The 19,619-nt window shown below is 63.6% G+C and carries 12 protein-coding genes; all 12 read right to left on the bottom strand.

The window, feature by feature from the left end; translation table 11 throughout:
• Positions 1-6: 6 nt before the first annotated feature.
• The gene (locus F757_RS0115660) at positions 7-4,131 is read right to left on the bottom strand and encodes a type VI secretion protein IcmF/TssM N-terminal domain-containing protein (RefSeq protein WP_027212217.1); all 4,125 of its coding nucleotides are present in this window, start codon (positions 4,129-4,131) and stop codon (positions 7-9) included.
• A 1-nt stretch (position 4,132) separates the two neighbouring features.
• The gene (locus F757_RS0115655; RefSeq protein WP_027212216.1) at positions 4,133-4,786 is read right to left on the bottom strand and encodes a DotU family type IV/VI secretion system protein; all 654 of its coding nucleotides are present in this window, start codon (positions 4,784-4,786) and stop codon (positions 4,133-4,135) included.
• The gene (tssK, locus tag F757_RS0115650; protein ID WP_027212215.1) at positions 4,783-6,168 is read right to left on the bottom strand and encodes a type VI secretion system baseplate subunit TssK; all 1,386 of its coding nucleotides are present in this window, start codon (positions 6,166-6,168) and stop codon (positions 4,783-4,785) included. The genes F757_RS0115655 and tssK overlap by 4 nt, the downstream gene beginning before the upstream one ends.
• 141 nt (positions 6,169-6,309) lie before the next feature.
• On the bottom strand, positions 6,310-6,966 hold the full coding sequence (locus F757_RS0115645) for a type VI secretion lipoprotein TssJ (RefSeq protein ID WP_051376785.1): 657 nt from the start codon (positions 6,964-6,966) through the stop codon (positions 6,310-6,312).
• Positions 6,966-7,382, bottom strand: a complete 417-nt coding sequence (locus F757_RS0115640) for a DUF4150 domain-containing protein (protein WP_027212213.1) — start codon at positions 7,380-7,382, stop codon at positions 6,966-6,968. The genes F757_RS0115645 and F757_RS0115640 overlap by 1 nt, the downstream gene beginning before the upstream one ends.
• An 11-nt stretch (positions 7,383-7,393) precedes the next feature.
• Positions 7,394-8,041 carry a DUF3540 domain-containing protein gene (locus F757_RS0115635; protein ID WP_027212212.1) on the bottom strand — a complete coding sequence of 216 codons (648 nt, stop codon included), beginning with the start codon at positions 8,039-8,041 and terminating at the stop codon, positions 7,394-7,396.
• A 70-nt stretch (positions 8,042-8,111) separates the two neighbouring features.
• Positions 8,112-9,062 carry a pentapeptide repeat-containing protein gene (locus F757_RS0115630; RefSeq protein WP_027212211.1) on the bottom strand — a complete coding sequence of 317 codons (951 nt, stop codon included), beginning with the start codon at positions 9,060-9,062 and terminating at the stop codon, positions 8,112-8,114.
• Positions 9,059-11,662, bottom strand: a complete 2,604-nt coding sequence (locus F757_RS0115625) for a DUF2169 domain-containing protein (RefSeq protein ID WP_027212210.1) — start codon at positions 11,660-11,662, stop codon at positions 9,059-9,061. The genes F757_RS0115630 and F757_RS0115625 overlap by 4 nt, the downstream gene beginning before the upstream one ends.
• 6 nt (positions 11,663-11,668) lie before the next feature.
• A complete protein-coding gene (locus F757_RS33640; RefSeq protein ID WP_051376784.1) occupies positions 11,669-14,008 on the bottom strand; it encodes a type VI secretion system Vgr family protein in 2,340 nt (779 codons plus the stop codon).
• Positions 14,001-16,850: a type VI secretion system ATPase TssH gene (tssH, locus tag F757_RS33635; protein WP_051376783.1), complete on the bottom strand. Its 2,850-nt coding sequence runs from the start codon at positions 16,848-16,850 to the stop codon at positions 14,001-14,003. Before tssH ends, F757_RS33640 begins: the two co-directional genes overlap by 8 nt.
• On the bottom strand, positions 16,850-17,923 hold the full coding sequence (tssG, locus tag F757_RS33630; protein WP_051376782.1) for a type VI secretion system baseplate subunit TssG: 1,074 nt from the start codon (positions 17,921-17,923) through the stop codon (positions 16,850-16,852). Before tssG ends, tssH begins: the two co-directional genes overlap by 1 nt.
• Entirely contained in the window at positions 17,887-19,608 is a 1,722-nt protein-coding gene (tssF, locus tag F757_RS0115605) for a type VI secretion system baseplate subunit TssF (RefSeq protein WP_027212209.1), read from the bottom strand. Before tssF ends, tssG begins: the two co-directional genes overlap by 37 nt.
• Positions 19,609-19,619: the final 11 nt, after the last annotated feature.

The following is a 19,619-nucleotide window of genomic DNA, read 5'->3' as shown; positions in this document are numbered from 1 at the left end:
GCCTCGTCATTTGCCGCCGCTCGCCAGCACGCGCGGCTTCAGATCGAGCGCTTCCTCGATGCGGCCGGCTGCGGCCTGGGCCTCTTCCCGACTACGGAAGCCGGGCACGCGGACCCAGTACAGCAGCGCGTCCCCATTGGGTCTGGGCATCGCCGTTGTCTCACTGTTTAGCCCCATGGCCTTGAGTTGCGCCTGGGCGCGGCTGGGGTTTGCGAACAGACCCACCTGAATCACATAATCCGGTGCTTCCATCCCCAACCCTGCGCCGGCCGTATCGGCGCTGGAACGCTGCGAAGCAACGGCACGTCCGCCACTGGCGGGCGCGATACTCACGTCGACCGACTCTTGCGAGCTTCGCACGGTGCTCGCAGGCAACGCGGAGCGCACCGATGCAAGGTTGCGCGGTGGCTGCCAGCAGGCCGCGATCACGGTGGGTGGCTCCGATGCCGATCGTTCCTGCAGGATTTCGTCGTCGCTCGCGAGGTTGGCGTCGGTTGCGCCCCCTTCTGCGCGCAACCTGTCGCGCCGGCTAGTCAGCATCTGCAATTGCCCGTTAAGCCGGTCGATTTCGGCGAAAGCCGCGAGCAGCGACTCCTGCCCTTCCTGCTTATAAACGGCTGCCACCCACGTCACCTTTGACGCCGCGAGGGCTTTCTGTGCTTCGGGGTAGCTCGCCAGATCGAGCTTGTAACGCCCGTCAGCGGACGCACGAAGGAAGTCGATGAACGCGCGAGGGCCTTTCCAGCGCTTGACGAGCGTCACACCCGGAAACTCGAAAGTCAGGGTGACGTCACCGCAGGTCGCGAGCGACCAGTTGTACGCGGCGCTTACCGGGAAGTTGTAGTTGTCCAGCGTGGTGATGGCGCTGGTGCACTGCAAGGCAAGCGTGGTCTGCTCTGGCAAGGAAGTCGCACCCGGATTCACGACGATCGGCAACGCCGTGATCTTCACGACGCCCGCCGTCTTGCTCAACTGGTCGATTCGCGCGCTCATGCTGCCAATCTCCTGATTGAGCGATTGCAGCTCCGTTTGCCGCCTCTGCTTCAGGGCGTCGTCCGTCTTCTGCTGCTCGAGTACGTCCTTGCGCGACTGCGCGGCGTCGAGGCGCGCTTGCTGTGCCTCGCTTGCAAACGAATAGAACAACCCGTTAAGCGGCAAGGTCTGCCCCATCACCTCGCGCGGACGGTAACCCGACGCGTCACGATCGACGAAGGCCTGCACGGGTCCTGACATGAACGTCGGCAAAGCACCGCTGTCCGAGTAGAGGATCTGGGCGATCTGTTCTGGATCGCTCACGCCCTGCACGGGGGCAAGAACCTGTGTTTGCCAATCGTGCTGGAGCACGCAGGCCGCCGCGCGCCCCGCGTAGTCGAGCACGAAATCGAGTGGCCCGCGAACCAGGTTCCACGCGGTGACGTCAGCCGCCGTGGCCTTGTCGCGCAACTCCAGTGAGTCCAGCCGGCGCGCCGCCGAGATTAGCGGCGTTTCCTTGATATTGGCATTGTTCGCAAACGAATAGGTATCGCCCGCCACTTTGAGCGCGTGGCCATTGCCTTTCTGGATCTCTTCGATGGCCGCCGCAATGTCGCGCTGGTAGTCTGCGAGCTCGCGCGCGAGCGAAACGTCGCCGCGGACCTGGCCAAAGCGCGTCGTTACGCCCGTGGCCGTATCGACAGCCGTCTTGCCGACGAGATTCGTCAGCCGCAGATAGCCGAGCGCGCCCTTGCCCGCGCTACCGGCGCCGGCCGTATCGATCGACCAGTCCAGCGCTCCGTTCAGGCGCATCGCGAGTTTGACCCACTCGGGCATGGGCGCGTGCGTGCCGTCCCGATCCAGCGCACGCACCTCGCGGAAGGTGGTGCTGATGGTCGCCAGCAAGCGGATATACGGGCCTTTTGCCGTCAGCATCGAAGCGAGCGCGCCGCGCCACTGCGACTCGTCCTGCAAGTAGTTGCGGGAGTTGTTGAAGTCCACGGCGAAGCGTAGCCAGGTGTCGTTCAGGGCCTGGTCGAAGCGCGTCTCGAACACACGGCGCTGCTCGACCCACAGCGGGTCGTTCCCGCCCGCCTTCGCCAGTTCGCCCAGAAAGCCATTGATCGCCTGATGGCCTGCGGCCGTATAGGCGCTCGGCACCCGGGGCAATTCTGCCCGGTCCGATATGTTCCAGAACGACGCGAGCGTCACCGGCGCCAGGTCGCCCTGCAGGTCGGCCCACGCGAGCAGCCAGTCGGGCGAGCGCCCGAGCAGCGCGAGACGGTTGAAGGCGTTGCGCAGATCCAGCCGTTGCAGCGCCAGCGCATTGCGATTGGCCTGCCAGCGCAGATAGTCCGGGTAGATCTGCTCGAAGTATGCAGCGATTTGCGCATCGAATGGGGTTCCGGGATGCAGATCCGACTCGATCGCCGGCAACTCACCGCCCGGCAGAGGGAGCCGGTCCAGTGGCTGACCGGCCAGCGCGGCATCGATCAAATTGATACGTCTTGCGTAGTGCTGTGCATACGCGGCGAGTACGCTATCCGGGCCGCCTTTCGCGACCACTGGCACGTGCGCCGACAATTGCGAGTCGATACCCTCGCGCAGGGCATATTTTTCGAAAGCGGCGCAGAACCCACTGCGGTATGCATCGGAGACCCGGTTCAGTTGAGGCGAGAAAGGCATCCATCTGTTGAGGAAGCGCGCCTGGTGATCATCGAGAAGCCGGTTCACCGCGTCGTACTCCGCAAGCGTCGCGAAGCGCGCGAGCAGATCACCGGAGTAGTCCAGCGAGCGCGGTGAACGCGTACTGATTTCGGACAGCACGGCGCGCGTGTCGGCGTAGTTCCAGGTCATCACGCACGCGAAGCCGATACACGCCGAAAGCCATGCGATCACCGCCGCGTGGCGCAGGAAGCGGCGCCACAGGCGGAACCTTGTCAGCGGCTCATACGCGTCGCGCTGCGACGGCAGCAGCTTGTCGAACAACTCGCTGCTGAACCACCCGCGAGGCACCGCGCAAGCATGTGGATCCAAGGGGGCTTCGCGCGCCGCCCCGTGCCCAGCGCGGTTGTCGTCGAGCTCATGCGCGTGCGAGTCCTGCGTCACCTCAGCGGTCAGGTACAGACCGCGCAGCAAAGGTGTTTCACCGTAGGGATTGGCTTCGAACGCGGGCGACAGATACGCCAGCAACGCGTCCTCGAGCTCTGAGACATGCTCGGGAAAGAATAGTGCTTCGGAATCCGGAAGATCGAATTTGCCCTGCTTGAGACGGATCTGCGCGAGCCGTTCGCGCAGGCCGCCAATGACCTCGCCGACGAAGTGGCAAGCACTTTCGCTGCGTACCGAGACGCCCAGCGGCATGGCGAGCAGTGGCTCCGGCAACGAGCGGCCCCAAGCAACGAACCCTTCTATCGCATCGCAGTGCGTGAGTACGATATAGGTGGGAATGCGAGCGTTGAAGACACGCGTCAGCGCATCGATACGCGCCCGCGCTTCCTGACCGTCTTCCGCGAGCCGCTGGGCGTCGGCCGTAAGCAGATCGCGTGCCGATACGGCGAGCACAATGCCGTTGAGCGGCTCACGGCGCCGGGCGCGCCAGAACCAGCGCAACAGCCGTTGCCACGCACCGCGTGCATGCCGTGGATCGTGGGAATCGAAGACATGGCCGGCCGGCTCGATGACAACACTGCGGTCGAAATACCACCAGTCGATAACGGCCGTCGGTTCGACAGGTTCGCTCTGATTGACGAGACGCACCGCCGACGACAGTCGCGTGCGAGTGAGCAGCGCGCTCTTGCCGCTCGCCGCTTTTCCGACGACGAGAAACCAGGGAAGCGCATAGATGGCACCGCCGAATCGCGCGAGCCGCGAGCGCTTGAGGACGCGCAGACCGGAGCGCCACGCGCTATCGACGGCGGGGTTTGGATCGTACTCCGTTGGCGCTCCGGCAGCCGCCACCAGTTTGCGGCGCACGCGCCACGCCCGCCATGCGCGCGAGACGGCGCGCAGCAGCCACGCTCCGGCCAGCACGCCGATGAACATCGCCGGTGCCGCCCATACGGGCCATCCGACGGATAACACGCCGGCCCAGCACAGCAGCGCGAGAACCAGTAGCAGGATCAGCCACAGCATGGCCCATGCAAGAGTCTTCAACATATCAGCGGCCTGCCAGCAAGGCGTTCACCTGTGCGCTCAAGGCACTCTCATAGCCGGCAAACAGCAGCCCCAGCAGCGCTAGCGGCACGGCGATTATGATCAGCAGCGCAAAAACAGCTCTGGGGCGCCGGCGCAGCCGGCTCGCGGAGTCGATCGCCCGCTCGCCTGAAATAGACGGTTCCAGCGACAACGCGTGGCCGTCCTTGACGAGCGAGTCGATCACGCTGTTGCGATAGGCGGCGAACTCCATCTGCGGACGGCCCGCGAACTGCCCTTTGAACCCCGCGATCAGCACGAGGGCAAAAACTTCGCGTACCGGCCACGCGTCCAGCGCAAGCGCGTCCAGTCTCTGGAAGAATTCGACGCCCGCTCGCGTGGTGCCGAAGTAGTGCCGTTGCAGCGGCGACGCTCGCCATGCATTCGCGCCGGCCCACCCCAGCGTCATCGCACATTCATCGATCCACGCCGCGACGGCAAACTGAGCGTCAAGCACGTCACGTTCGCTAAAGCCCGCGCGCTGCGCGGCCGCGTTGGCCGCTTCGATCAGCGAGCGTAGCGTGTCGCCCACGTTCGACGCGGCGGCGCCGGGCGCCAGCATCTCCCGGCGGGTTCGCTCCAGCACCGGCATCCAGTAGTTCGTCAAACGATTGCTCATCGCGTCACCGCGACCAGTTCGGCGATGAACTGCTTCGGCGCATCGGGAAAGAACAGCACCGCGGCCCGGGAACGCGTCACCGACACCCATGCCTCCGACATCTGCTCAATGCGGAAATACACCGCACCGGAGCGGCGCGGCATGCCGGGCGGCGGCACCTGCAGGTAGAGCAGTTCGACGCCGGGCAACGACCGGTTCACGAAATCATCGACTTCGTTCGGCGCCCCGAGCTTCGCGTCGCGCGGCAAGGCCGCGCCGATCTGCCCGACATCGGCGGCGCCCGCCACCACGAGGTAATAGCGGTTGCGTGGCGCGAGGAACGAATCGGGAAGTTCCGCGAGCCAACCAGCGCTCGTCTCCGTGAAGCGCACGACCTGTTCGGGGCCAAAGGTGATCTCGTTCATCATCTGCCCGATGAGTGTCGCGACGGCGCCGAGTTGCGGACCGAGGTCGTCATGCCGATAAGCCGGGACGAGGATCTGGCCATCGGGTGCGCGGCCCAGCATGTCGCAGCGCATCGAAAACCAGCTCAGCTCGCCGACGAGCTGACGCAGCAGGCCGTATACGTCCCATGGATGAGCCTGTGGCGTTTCGAGGAAATGACTCAGCAAAGGTCCGAAGCGATTCAGCACCGCGAGCGCCATTAGCAGGCGCATTTGTCCGGGATCCCACTCCGTCTGCACCGAATCGGCAGGGTGTTTGTAGACCTCAAGCTGGTGTGCGCGACCGATCAGTTCGTCGCGCACGTCGCGCAGCATCTGCGTCAGTACCGAAGATGCGCCGATGTTGGCGCACGGCGGTACGAAGCGCGGCGAAAGGCGTGTCACGTCGCCGTCCTGTTCGATGCGCGCCATCGCGACGACTTCGTAGTTGGCAAGATCGGCCAGTTCGTGGTCCCAGAAAAGACGCAGCACGTAATGCATTGGCCGGACTTCCGCGATGCGATTGCCGCATAGGTAATCGGGCGCGCCCGCTGGCTCCGCCAGGGTAGCGAAACGCGTCTGCGCGCGCGCAGCCGCGTCGAGCGTTTCATACATGCCCGCATTGGACTGCCCTGGCATCACCTTGCGCAAGCCGACATAGACGGTGCGCGGGCCGTTTGACAGCTCACCCGGCACGAACATGCGCGGTTCCAGCAGCGCGTTGCCTGGGAATTCGGCGAGCGTGCCGTCACGAAATAGAACCGACAACTGATCGACAGTGAACTGCCCGGTCGCCAGCGCGCCCTCCGCGACCTGCAGCGACACAATGCCCCACGCGTGCGGCATCGACACCTGGGCGAGTCTCGCCACGCGATGTGCATTGAGCCGGTCGTTGTGCTGAAGATGTTGCGGCTGCAGGAAAAGCCCTTGGTGCCAGTAGAGCGGTTGATCAATATTCATGTTCGATGCCACTGTGAGTACCGCAAAAGGTCTGCGTGAGCAGACAGGTTGTATCCGCTCTGCTATTCGCCTGGTTGCGGGCAATGCCTGACCGCTCGCCGGCGAGCGTATCGGCACACCGCCGCCTTACCGCAAGTTGGTTCATTCGGGGCTGCGCAACGGAACTTCGCCCGCCTTCGGCTGTTCCGGCGGCGGCGGCGTGAACCGCGATGACGCGCCGCCGAGTAATCCCATCGGTCCGAGCATCACCGAGATTTGCAGCGGCATGGGAGCGGCGGTGCGATTCTTGATGATCAGTCCGCGTGAATCCACCGCCACCCCTATCCGGTAGAGCCGCGCCACACGCGGCGCATCCAGCGCGTAGTAGCCGGATATCAGTCCGACATACTGGGCATTTTCCGCGCGCGGCAGCATGACGCGCCCACTTTCGCCAGGCTGGACGAAGACACGATTGAGCGCAAGCACGCCGTCCGGCGCGACCGAGGCCGAAAGCAGATTGCCAAGCGCGACGGACGTGCTTGCATAGCGCCTGAATACGTTCGGGTCGCTCATCTGCACGACCGACAGCAGCAAGGCATGCGGCTGCCCGTCATAGCTATTGAGCGCCGAGTCTGCTTGCCACTTCACCTCTATTGCATTGTCGGCATAATTCCACGTAACTTTACTGAGCGCGTCGTCTTTGGAATTGCCTCCCATCATGCTGTTCAGCCCACCGCATGCGGTGAGCAACGCGGCTGTCGTGAGCAGCGCGCACCCTTGCCGCAAGCGAGCCCATGCCGTTGCTACCCGGAAGCTCATCACCGTTTCACCACCACGACAGTTTGCGAAGGCGCGATCACCGATCCCTCGGCATTCGGTGGCGCACCGTTATGACCGGTCAACGCACCCAGACGTACAGCGGGCTTGCCGCCCACCATTACAGCCGTGCTTCCCATCAGAAAGCTCATCTCGCCCATGATCTTGTGGGACACCACGCCGCCCTGGCTACCCGGCTGGTCGCCTTCCGTCATCATCACCTTGGACGCCAGGTTCATTGCGGGGAGACCGACGACGAGCACGTTTTGCACGAGCCCGCCAGGGTCCGCCATTGCCGTCGTGCCTGTATTCGGATAGGGCAACGGCGTCGGCACGGGTCCTCCGGGACTCGGCACGGGTGTAATGCAGACATCCGGGACGGCGAGCGCCGTCGCACCGCCATTATTGAGCATGAACATCGTGTCGTTCCTCACCCAAGATTGACGAGTTCGCCAGCGTCGATGACCGTACGGCGTTGCGCGACGAGCGACGCGTCCTGCGCATTGACTGTCCAATCCTGCTCGACGCGGTAGTGCGCCGACCTGACGCTGGACTGGTCATGGCCGCTGACCGAACGAACGCTCTCGCCTGCATGCGTTTCGTCGCGTCCGGCGGCAACAAAGCGGCGCGCCGTGGTTAGCGAAGTCTCTTGCCACACGGCATGCGAGGTCGTTCCGGAGGTAGTCATCGCATCGCATTGCACGCTTGCGGCATCGAACTCCAATGCGGCGGCCTGCGCCGAAATGGACAGCGCAGGCCCCGCGTCGATCGTGACGCCGTGCTCGGCGGACACTTCAAGCCGCCCGCCGGCGACCGCCAGCCTGACGTCGCCTTCGACACGCAATTCACGCTGCCGCACCTCGCCATGCGCGAGTACGCACAAGATGTACCCCGAGTTGGCGGTGAGCGAGATCAGCACCGTGTCGCCTAACTGCGGCTGCATCAAGCAGCCCGCCGCGACTGCCGCCCAGGAACTGCCGGCGTCGCAAGCAACCGCGAAGCGCTGGCCGTCCGTGGCGATGACTCGGCCGTGATAGAACCTGGATTCCTCGCCGTTGTATGAATGCGCAACTTTCATCTGGACTCTTCCTTGTCGATCGGGCCCACCTCGCGGTCGCCCTGTCCTTTCTTCCGCATCTCGCAGCCGGTCACAACACAGGCACCCAGCGCTCTGCCGCGAGCAGTTGATCATCGTCGCGGCGCACGTTCGCGACATTCGCGTTTGTCCATTGCGCTGCTTCGAATAATGCCGCATGGAGATTCGCGCCCGTCAGATCGGCGCGCGTGAAATCCGCGCCGTTAGCGCGTGCATGCGACCAGTCGGCGTACTGAAGCGTCGCGCCGACAAAAACGGCCTTGTCGGCGACCGCGCCCGTGAAGCACCCCATCGACAGATCGGCCGCCGACAGGTCAGCGGACTGAAGCGTTGCGCGCACCCATTTCGCACCTGCGAGCATCGCGTTGCGCAGCGACGCGCCTGTCAGATCGGCCTGTGCGAAAGACGCGTACGGCGCGCGGCTGCCGCTGAAATCGATCCCGGCCAGGCGGGCGGAATCGAACGCGCAATGGGTGAATTCGCCATTGCGCAGTCGGGCGCCGCTGAAGTCGCACCCGATGGTCTGCACGGCCTGCCAGCGCACGTTGTCCAGATCGAGTGCGCCCAAGTTGCACGCCGCGAAGTGCGCCGTACTGAGCGTAGCACCTGATAACAGCGACCCACGCAGATCGCATGCGCGCACACGCAAGCGGGTGAGATCGGCGCCCCCGAACACAGCGCCGGTCCATGCGCAGGTTCGCAGCGTCGCCCATGACATGGCTGCCTGCGCACATTGGATGTTCTCGCCGCTGCACAGTTCGAAATGCGCACGCGTCAGTCGCGCCGACTGGAAAACGACGCCGTCGAGGCGGCAATCGTGCCAGCGGCTGTCGCACAGGTTCGCGCCGTCAAAGCGTGCACCGCGAACATCGACGCGGCTGAATCTCACCCCCGCTAGCTCGACGCCGCGATAATCGCCACCCGCGAGTGAGACGTCAGAAATCGACGGGCTTTGCGCACGCATCTTCATGAGTTCGCTGGCCGTCAACGCAGCGGTGCTCATGCCTGTTCCCCTATTGTGGTGCGCGCAAGCAGCGACTGCTCCAGCGCGAGTGATTCGATCCGGGCACCCCGCACGTCGACGGCATACAGATTGGCGCCACTCAAGTCCGCATTGACGAGCAGCGTCCGCCGCAACGACGCCCGCATCAGATTCGCGCCGATCCACCGAGCGCCGCTCAAGTCGCAGCCGGCAAGGTCCGATTGCACCGCCACCGCGCGGTAAGCGTCGGTGCCGCACAAATTGCAGTCCGCGAACAACGCACGCTCGAGGCGTGCCCCACGCAGCGTCGACGACGCAAAGCTCGCTTGTTGCACGGACGCATCGGTGAAATCGACGCCGTTGAATTGGCCGGACGCGAAGTCGCTGCCCTTTCCGATACGTGCGGAAGACCAATTCGCATCTCTGAAATCTACTGCCGCGGCGGCTACGTTCCACCACGAGGAGCGACTGAGGTTCGCACCGGTCAACGACAGTTGCCTTGCGGCGCAATCCTGGACCACCATCCCTCGCCAATCGGCGCCAGCGCCCTGCCCCGCGCTCAAATCACAGGCAGTGAACCTGGCGCCGGCACCGGCGACGCCGGCAAGTTTCGCACAAACAAAGACCGATTCCCGTGCGTCGAGCCGCTCGAGCTTCGCACCGGACAGATCGACATCATGGAAAAAGCTGCGCTCACAGCGGGCGTCCGACAGATCAGCTCCGGGCAAACGGGCACCGCGCAACGAGGCGCCGCGGATCGTCATTGCGCGGCCGCTGAGGTTGGCGGCCTCCACGCCGTCGAGCATGCAATCGACGAGGAGTGCCTTGTCGAGCCTTACACCAGGGAGGCGCGCGCCGCGCCAGTCGCAGCGTATGAATTCGCTGTCCGAGAGGTCCGCGCCGCTCAGATCGATGCCTTCGAGCTTCGCGTTCTCCACGCGAACGCGCACTAACGATTCACCGCGTTCGTGCGCCGCGCGAAACGCCGCGCCATCCAGTGACCGGCGCGGCCCGAGTAAAGCCACGGCCGCACTGCCGGGTAGCGCGGCGGACGCCTTGGGGAACGCGGCGGACATGCCGGCCGCGATCTGGGCCAGCACCTGCGCCTTTAGAGTCTCCGCGGCGGTGATTGCCTCTTGCGCCTGCGCGCGCACTTCGTCGGAAAGATCCGCCTTTGCCAGCAATTGCGTGGGGGTCGGGTCGTCGTCGGCCGCCGGCTTCTGTGCCAGCAGTTTGTCAGCGTCGATGCCCGAACTGCGCAACGCCTCGCGCAAGTGCTGCTCGGCCTCGGCCTGCGCATCAGCAATCTTTGCGCTGATGCTCTCCTCGCTAACCTCTTGAATGGGCATGACGCGAGCCGGTCCCGGAGCCGGTCTCTCGAACGCAGGCAACTGCAAGTCTTCACCGAGGCTTTTTAGCGCCTCCTTGATCCCTCCCGTAGCTTTTGCTTCTTCCAGTTGACTCGCCATGTCCGCGTGTGTCGCTGATATCCGCGACCATATCTCGTCGCTAAAAGCGGCGAGCGAGGTTGCGCCTGGCGCGCCGACCGCCGCCGACCCGTTGGCGACGTCTGCTTTTGTGGAAAGTCCAGCGCCGGCTACCGGTTGCTGGGCGCCAGCGTCGCGCCAGCGCGCGGCTAGTACAGACTGCGTTTGCGCCGGCTCCGTAAGCCTTTCCGTACAAATGTAGAGCGCATCGATCTCGACAGCATCTATTTGCGACAGTTCGATGAGTGCGCGATATAGAACGAGCACCTGCTCGGTGTTGGGCAGCAGCCAAACCGTATCAAGGTCGAGTTTCGCCTCGCCGACGCGTTGGGGCTCGGCCTTGCTGCGCCAGAGCAGGCGTGGGCGCAATCCGGGAAGCACGCCCTGCACCTTGCTCTTATCGGCATGCATGCCCGTCACTTCGTAGCGCTCGTCGCCGCGCCAGTAGTCGGGCGCACACTGAGCTTCGTCCACTCCGTCGAAATAACGCGGATCGGTGTCGGCAGGGAGTCGAGGAAAATCGTTCCGTTTCCAGCGTTCGTCCGGCTTGCCGATCAAACGCGTACGCTCCGGCGCGCCCGCAGGCAGTGGCCAGAAGGTGGCGGGCGATGGCCGGTCGTTGGGCGTCTGCAGCGGCGAATGCAAGTGCTCGACGTTCGGTAACGACATGCCCTTTGCGTCGTCGGCGTTCGCATAGTAGCCCCGCCCGACCGGGTTGGAAGGCCATTGTTTGCCGCCGTATGCCTGCTGCAATCCGACCGGCATCGATTCGAAGCTGCGCGGCGGAGTCTGCCGCCACCCCAGTTGACCGAGTTCCCAACTGCGGTCTCCGTACACGTGCAGGCGCTTTTCCAGTTTGCCGACTCGCGCAACCACTTCGAGGCCCGTCACCTGGCAGCCACGCGGCGCGAACGCGTTTCCCACCACCGCGAACGTGCCACGCACTTTCTTCATCCCTTCGTCGAATGCCGTGCCGCCGAATAGCGCGGCCAGCGTGCGCCAGGCGTTCTGCTCGCTCTCCAGGTGCCCATCCACCCCCGCGAGGTAGCCGAGCGTCACGCAAGCGGTAGGACGCCCAGGCAACGCGCCGGCGTTGAAGAGCAGCAGCGTGTCGGAAGGCTTATCGATTTTCATTGGATTTCAGCCGAGCGCGATAAACGTGCCGGTGAGTGTCATATCAGGCGAATCGATATAGACAGACACGGGCGCCTCAATCAACAATGTTCCAGCAGCTGCCATTGTCATCTCCACCTCTCCAGCTGCCAGCTTCGCTTCGGCCGCTCCGGCGGCTCCCATCATCGTTAACGTAGCCATGCCCTCCCCTTCGGGCAATCCCGCGCGTAGCTCGTAGACGCCAGCGTTGATTGCATACGAGCCGGCATCGGTCCGCTTGGTCGCGACCCTCGCTGTATCGCTGGTACCCTCCGCTGACCGCGCGAGGAACTGAAGCTTGCTGTCCTTGACGAGGTCGTCTTGGTTGACGATGAAACGCTGTTTCGCCGTAAGCACGTATCTTTTCTGTACCGCTTTCGCCACTTGAACCGACGCGGACAGATTGAACTCGAAAGCTAATCCCATTTTTATGCTATTCGAGTTGCCCAGACTGATGGTATTCGAGTTGCCGATGTAGAGATTGGTCGATGAGGTCATGTACGTTTTGATCGCAACCCCGAAATAATTGGCCATGATGACGCCCGCCCCGGTACTCGGCTGAAACCAGTTGTCCTTGCCGCTGGACCAGCTACCCTTGATGAACGCATCCAACCCACTCGGATCGCTCGTGTTCCCGCCCGCAGCAGATGCCGAAATGGTCTCCTTGTATACGCCGCCGATCGAGCGCGTATATGAGTTAGCATCGATCTGCATGTGGTTGTCCGACGTGAGCGCAAGCCCCGGCGCCCCCGCTGCTCCCAGCTTGATGCTTGTTTTCGCAACCGGCGACGCAAGCTCAATGCTTTGCTTGCCGCTACTGTCGTCCAATGTGAGCACATTACCGCCCGCCGTGCGAATCGCGTTCTGCGCAGCATTCGAGTCAGTCACAATGTTCGGGTTTTCCGAGTTGGATACCGCGCCTACAATGACGGGACGGTCTGGATCGCCGTTCAGGAATGCAACAAGTACTTCCGTGCCCTTCAGCAGCGGGAAGTGCATGCCGTGATTGGCACCCGCGTACGGCGACGCCAACCGCACCCATGCCGACATACGCATTTCCGGCTTGTTGGACCGTCCAAACGGAAACCTGACCTTGTAGCAACCGTGCTCGTTGATCTGAGCATATGGACCTTCGCCCTCCGCATCGATGACGGCACTGATCACTCCAGCGACCGCCCGACGAGACGTACCCGGCTTCGGGCGGAACTGGACCTCCGCGGGCAGCGCGACGAACTCGTTGCGATAGTCTTCGATCAGGTCTGCGACGCGCCCGCCGGCACTGTCGGTGCCGCCGCCGGGCATCGGCTGAGCGCCCTCGTGGCGCACTTCGATCACGTAGTAGCGCGCGTTGAAGGCGCTCACGCGGTGCCTGGATAGGTCGAAGAAGTAACCTGCCGCGACGTCGGGCACCTTGCTCATGCCGTGAAAGCGCTTCGCGTCACATGCTAGCGCTTGCGCGCGGAGCCGGGCAAGGCGGCGACCTTCGCGCTCCGTGCCAAAATGCTCGCCGTACACTGAAACCTCGCCGTGTCGCCCGCCTTCCACCTGCTCGTCCACAGACAGTCGCAAAGCGGCATGCGATCCGGCGAAATCGCGCAGCGTAACGCTACGTGGCGCGACAGCGAGCTGGCAGGAAAACCGCTCGACACTGGCGACCTCGCGCTGCTGATCCCGCGTTGAAACCGTGCCGTACGTTAGCGCCGTGCTCGCGGATGGCTGCGCTGCAAGCGCGTCGCAGAACACTACAGCCTCCTGATCTTCGAGCTGCGTGAAGTAGTAATAGATGCCCTCGTGTTCCAGGCGACGCGACAGGAACGCAAGGCAGTCCTCTTCGAACTGGCAAACGAATTCGGTGCGCGTCGCCTCGCTGTTCGCGCCATTGACCGACACGCTGAAGTCGTAGCTTCCCGCCCCATCGCCGCCTTCGGTTCCCAGGCCGCAGGCGCGCATTACCGCGCGGACGATGTCCGGCAAGGTGGCGTTCAGGTAAACCTCCGAGAATCGGAAGTCCGCAAGCCCGGCGAAGCGCGGCATCAGAACGGCGCGGTAATAGACATACTGAGCGTCGGCGTCGAACTGCTCCACCTCTCGCAGCACGCCGTGAAAACGGCGAGCCGCGCCGTTTTCGGGCTTGATCGAGAACCTCGCACGCGCGCCGAGCAGCCGCGCAGGATCGAGATCCGTCTGTGCCGTAGCCAGCGTCAATTCCACGCGATACGGCCTTGACACTGCCTCTTCGGCCGTCCACCGAACCACGAAGAAGGCGTCCTCGCTCAGCCCTTCACACGCAAGTGTGAACAGGGGCGCAATGCGGTCGCTCTCAGCCATGCGCTGCCACTCCTTCGGTTTGTACAGGATCGAGCCCTGCGAGCTCTTCGGTCGCTTCGCCGCCGGTCACATTCCAGCCGCCCTGGCCGTCCGTGCACACATTGATGAACTTGAGCGTTCGACCGTCAGCCATCGCTTCTAGAAGCAGATCGGACATGCGCGGCATCAGATGTTTGCGCAGAATGAAGTCGACATTGCGTGCACCGGTTTCCACTTCGGTGCAGCGCTGCGCGATTTCGTCGGCCACCGCATCGTCGACCAACAGTTCGACGCCACTCGATGCGAGCAGGCGCGCCGCGATCCTCGCGAGCTTCAGCTTCACGATGCCACCCAGCGCACTCGCCGCGAGCGTGCGGTACGGCACGATGGTCATGCGCGCGAGCAACGCAGGTTTGAAATGCTGCGACAGCACCGGACGAATGCGTTCAACGAGCGTTTCCATATCGACGGGCGAATCGCCTTCGCTCGCAATTATCGACGATATCTCCGCGCTTGCGAGATTGCTGGTGAGAAACACCACGGTATTGCGAAAGTCGATTTCGCGCCCTTCGCCGTCGTTCAACGTGCCTTTGTCAAACACCTGATAGAACAGGTTGACCACGTCGAGGTGCGCCTTCTCGACTTCGTCGAGCAATACGACGGAAAACGGACGCTGCCTGATCGCCTCGGTGAGTACGCCTCCTTCGCCATAGCCGACATATCCGGGAGGCGAGCCGACCAGACGGCTGACGCTATGCCGCTCCAGGAACTCACTCATGTTGATCGTCACGAGTGCCTGCTCGCCACCGAACATGTGATCGGCGACTGCCATCGCGCTCTCGGTCTTGCCGACGCCGCTCGGGCCAACCAGCAGAAACACCCCGAGCGGCTGCTCCGGGTCGCGCAATCCGGAGGAAGACGACTTGAGCATCGAAGCGATCGTCTCCAACGCCCAGTCCTGCCCGCGGATACGCTGCCTGAGCGCATCCGCGAGCGACAGCGACATGCTGGCGCGATCCCGCTGCAGCTTGCCGAGCGGCACACCGGTCCAGTCGGAGACCACGCGGGCAACAGCGTCGGGGCTCACGTCCGTGAATAGCAGCGGAGCGCCTTGCTGGGTGTCCGCGAGCGCGGCTTGCGCGGCCGCGAGTTCCGCGGACAGTCGCAGCCGACTCTCGTCGGACGGCACCGACAACAGTGGCGCCGGCACTGACACATCGCCGGCCTCCGCCCCTTCCCGGTCGACCTGCTTTCCTTGCGCTTCGTGCTGTGCCGGCGCGGTGGCCTGTGAAGAACTGCCCGCCCCGCTCGCGGGCGCGTCCACGACCTGCGCATCGTGCCGCGCGAGTGCGGCGCGGGCGTCGAATACACGCCTGGCCGCGCTTTGCTCAGCCGCCCATCGCTCGCGCAATGCTGCAAGCTCTGCCTCTTTCGCGGCTCTTTCAACGGCCAGTTCGTCGAGCCGTTGAGCGTGCTCCCCATGGCCGTGCGCTGCATCCCGCGTAAGGGCCACTCGCTCGCGCTCCAGCCCCAGCAGCCCACGTTCGAGTTCTTCCATATGAAACGGCTTCACGCCCAAGCCGATTTTCACGCGCGCTGCGGCTGTGTCCAGCAGATCGACGGCCTTGTCCGGCAATTGGCGGCCCGTCACGTAACGCGCTGATAACTCGGCCGCCGCGATCAGCGCGTCGTCGCGAATCGCTACGCCGTGCGCGGCCTCATAGCGATCCTTGAGTCCGCGCAGGATCTGCACCGATGTCGGCACGTCGGGCTGGTCGAGCTTGACAAGCTGAAAACGCCGCGCGAGTGCCGGGTCTTTCTCGAAGTACTTCTTGTACTCGGCCCACGTGGTAGCGGCTATCGTTCGCAGTTCGCCGCGTGCCAGCGCGGGCTTCAACAGATTGGCCGCGTCGCCGCCGCCCGCCTGGGCGCCCGCGCCCACGAGCATATGCGCCTCGTCGATGAACAGCACGATGGGCGTGGTCGATGCCTTCACCTCGTCTATCACGCCGCGCAGGCGATTCTCGAACTCACCTTTGACGCTGGCGCCCGCCTCGAGCAGACCCATGTCGAGGCCAAGGAGCCGCACGTTCGCCAGGAACTCGGGCACATCGCCCTCCACGATGCGCATTGCGAGTCCTTCCACGACAGCCGTCTTGCCGACGCCCGGGTCGCCGACAAGAATCGGGTTGTTCTTGCGGCGCCGCGCGAGAATGTCGAGCATCTGCCGGATTTCGCGGTCACGTCCGAACACAGGATCGATCTTGCCGGCAGCCGCCTTCGCGGTGAAATCCTCGCAAAAGCGCGCTATTGCGGACGATCCGCCACTGTGCGCCGCGGAAGACTTGCCGTCTGCGCCGTCTGTCGAAGCAGCGCTCGACAGCGTCTCGATCGACAACCCCGCGCATGCGTCGAACGCCTCGAGCAGCGCTTCCTCGCGCAGTGCGCCGAGTGTTTCGGCATAGCGCGCACCAGCGCCGTAACTGCGCCCTGCCAACCTCAGCGCGATGAGCAGCGCGGCGCCACGAATCACCGGCTGATCGAGCGTCACGGAAGCAACCACCCATGCGTCCTGGACCCATTCGGCAAGCAGCGGCGAAAACACCGGCCGCCCCCCGTTACCCGTCCTGAGCGCGTTGATCTGCGCGTCCACCTGCGCCCGCAGACGCCCGACATCGATGTCGAGCTGATTCACGATCAGCGCGGCGTCCGCGTGTGGGTCATCAAGAAGTTTCGACAACAAATGCTCGATTGATATTTCGTAGTGTCCTCGCGACAACGCAAGGCCCGCCGCGTCTTCGAGCGACCTTCTACAGTAGTCGTTCAAACGCGAGAACAACGGTTTGAGTTCGATCTTGATCATCAATGACCCACTTGTTGGCAAGGTGAAGCATCAGGGCGAAGCATCAGCGGAAAGCTCACGCGCTGCGCCGAAGGCTGAGGTGAAGTCGCGCCCCCGGGCCGCGCGTCGGGCTGGCCAGCTCCCAGCCACATATCGAGCCCGAGGCGGCTCCAGTGCGCGTCGCCCAGTACGGCGGGCTGGCATTCCGCGGTATCGAGCAGCAGGCTCAACTCACATTGCACAGGCTCGTGCAGATAAAGCGCGAGATCGGCCGAGAGCAGCTCGTGAGCCGGGCCGCCAGGCAACAGACTGTCGAAAGTACGCGCGCCGATCGGTCCGACGTGCAAGACCACAGCGGATGTGCGTTGCTCGACCTCGCTGCCGATTAGACCGTGGCCGAGTTGGCCAGTGGCCTCGCCAAGCCGGAACTGCGTCTCGCGCGGGATGGGCACGACACGCGGCACGCAAGGCTCGGCCGTCACCGGCACGCCGCCAAGCAGTCCTCGCACGAGCGTTTCCAGTCCAAGCGCCGAACGCGGAAACTGGTTGAACAGGCCCGCAAAACGCAGTAGATGCCGGTCGCGGCCGAATCCCGACACGGCGCCAGTACGGCCAATCAGCGCGAGCAGCTGTTCAATGCGCCGAGTGTCCGCTCGCTCCGACACCGCGATCCAGAGCCTGTATTTTTCCCAGGCACTGAACAGCATCGGATATAGACGGGCGTGAATGATGTCCAGGAAATCGCGCATGGCCGAACGGCCATTGCGGACTTCGTCGATCAGATCTTCGGTGTAGTAAGTTGGCAGTGGCGACGACACGCCATACAGGCCGAAGAAATTCGCAACGACTCGCCAGTTGCCATCGGCGTCGCGGTGAATCGACTGAATGTCGCCTTCCGGGAACGCCAGACTCAGATGCGGCTGCACGCGGACGTGGCTACGAAACTCGCTGTCGCTGGCAAAGCCGAGGCGCATCAGCCGCAATGCCTGGAAGAAGGCGTAGCTCGACCCGTCGCGTGCGAGCGCCACGGAAATGCCGCCCGGCTCGCCGGGCACGGTCACAACAGGCGCTGGCGCCCGATTTTCGGCGGCCATTGCAGTCTCTCCCCGGACAATGAGTCGCGTATGCTCAAAGCCGTAAATGTGTTCAGGCTCGTGGTTCCCGCAAAGAACTCATCGAGGATCGAGCCGAACAGAAACAGCCCGCCCAGATTGACGAAATGATCGCCCCGGCAGACCAGCTCGATGTTGCTGCCTTCCACCGACAGACCGCGCACGAAACGACGCTCATGCGCAACGTCCAGCTGCTCGATGCTTTGAATCCGCCGCGACAGCGTCTCGTCCATCTGCGTCGCGCGCCCTTCGGGCAACTGCAGGCTAAGAAGATTGCGCAACTGTTGGGGATTGCCGAGCCTGAGATGATTGGTCGTCAGATGCGACAGGATGCGCCACAGAAGTCCTTCGTCGATGATGGGCGCGCGATACTGCGTAACAGGGCGAATATTGCGGAATTTCAGCCGGGCAGGCGACGTGTCGGCAGCTTCTGAAATGTCGCCGAGCCGCAGTCCCTCGGGCAGCTTGCCGTGCGTGCACAGAGCCCGCACAGAAAGCGTCTGTGGGTTTTCACTAAACGGCCGCCCTTCGTTATAGGGAATCGCGAGGTAATGATCATGACCTTCGGAAACCAGCGAAGGTTTGATACGCACGTGATAGACGTCGCGCTCGAGCGCAAATGCGCCAAACGGTTGGTAACTGACGTCTTGCGAAGCCCGGTAGCCGGTCACGGACTCTACTTCGTAGATGTGAGAGACCTGCTTGCCGCCCTGCGAGGACAACTGGATACGATGCTCGGCATGGCGATGATCGAGCTTGATCGGATGGGCGTCCGCGCTGAACAGGTTGACCACGGGCGTCGCGTTCAATACCAGCGACGCATCGCGCACTTCAGGCGCCCACGATGGCACACCGCTGAAAACGAAGCGTACGTAGAAGCGCCCAGTATCGCCGCGGCTATGCCATTTGCTGATGCCGTTCAGGTCAACAAACAGAAACTTCTCGGCGAACGCAAAGTACTCGCGTACCTGGCAAAACGCCGGATGCGCGTTGTCAGGATACGGCAACAATGGAAGATCGCCGCGCAACCCGGTGGCCTCGAGTGCGTCGGGCTGAAGCACGGTAATCGGTCCATCAGCGGTGCCGATGCGGATCTCGCGCACATAGCGGGTCAACAGCAACAACAGCCGTGTGGCATCCGAAAACCCGTCGCCAAGATAAAAGCGCAGACGGTCCGCGTGCCATGCATCGGCACTGATGCCGTCGAAGGAAAACTCCGCCAGCAACGAGCGTGTGCCGACCTCACCTCCGTCCCAGCGCAACGATGTCAGCGTGACGGGCTCCACCGAAACAGGAAACGCGGTGCGAAAAATCGTGCGTACGCCATCTATTGCAATCGACGCGACTTCGGTTCCCGCATCGACGACCGCCGTGCCGCCAAGCACTCCCTTAGGGGTGAACTGCAGCATCGACATGCACGGCAATGGCCGCAAATACTGCGGAAACAGCAGTTGCGCGAGTTCCTGGATGAACTCGGGAAACTCGTCGTCGAGACGCTGCCGCATCAAGCCCGTCAGAAACGCGACGCCCTCCAGCAGCCGCTCGACGTCCGGATCGGGCGCAACGCCGCTACCCAGCAGGGGGGCGATGGCTGGATTGCGTGTCGCGAACTCCGCAGCCAACGTGCGTAGACTCGCGAGTTCCTGTTCGTAGTAGGCGTTGAACATTCTGGCTCAGA

The organism is Burkholderia sp. WSM2232, assembly GCF_000472545.1.
GTDB lineage: Bacteria > Pseudomonadota > Gammaproteobacteria > Burkholderiales > Burkholderiaceae > Paraburkholderia.
The sequence above is the reverse complement of the archived record's forward strand: the minus strand, read 5'-3'. Positions and strand labels throughout refer to the sequence as shown.

Excerpts from the sequence above, each read along its gene's own strand:
- F757_RS0115660 (WP_027212217.1), bottom strand. The coding sequence starts at position 4,131 with ATGTTGAAGACTCTTGCATGGGCCATGCTGTGGCTGATCCTGCTACTG.
- F757_RS0115655 (WP_027212216.1), bottom strand. The coding sequence starts at position 4,786 with ATGAGCAATCGTTTGACGAACTACTGGATGCCGGTGCTGGAGCGAACC.
- tssK (WP_027212215.1), bottom strand. The coding sequence starts at position 6,168 with ATGAATATTGATCAACCGCTCTACTGGCACCAAGGGCTTTTCCTGCAG.
- F757_RS0115645 (WP_051376785.1), bottom strand. The coding sequence starts at position 6,966 with ATGAGCTTCCGGGTAGCAACGGCATGGGCTCGCTTGCGGCAAGGGTGC.
- F757_RS0115640 (WP_027212213.1), bottom strand. The coding sequence starts at position 7,382 with ATGTTCATGCTCAATAATGGCGGTGCGACGGCGCTCGCCGTCCCGGAT.
- F757_RS0115635 (WP_027212212.1), bottom strand. The coding sequence starts at position 8,041 with ATGAAAGTTGCGCATTCATACAACGGCGAGGAATCCAGGTTCTATCAC.
- F757_RS0115630 (WP_027212211.1), bottom strand. The coding sequence starts at position 9,062 with ATGAGCACCGCTGCGTTGACGGCCAGCGAACTCATGAAGATGCGTGCG.
- F757_RS0115625 (WP_027212210.1), bottom strand. The coding sequence starts at position 11,662 with ATGAAAATCGATAAGCCTTCCGACACGCTGCTGCTCTTCAACGCCGGC.
- F757_RS33640 (WP_051376784.1), bottom strand. The coding sequence starts at position 14,008 with ATGGCTGAGAGCGACCGCATTGCGCCCCTGTTCACACTTGCGTGTGAA.
- tssH (WP_051376783.1), bottom strand. The coding sequence starts at position 16,850 with ATGATCAAGATCGAACTCAAACCGTTGTTCTCGCGTTTGAACGACTAC.
- tssG (WP_051376782.1), bottom strand. The coding sequence starts at position 17,923 with ATGGCCGCCGAAAATCGGGCGCCAGCGCCTGTTGTGACCGTGCCCGGC.
- tssF (WP_027212209.1), bottom strand. The coding sequence starts at position 19,608 with ATGTTCAACGCCTACTACGAACAGGAACTCGCGAGTCTACGCACGTTG.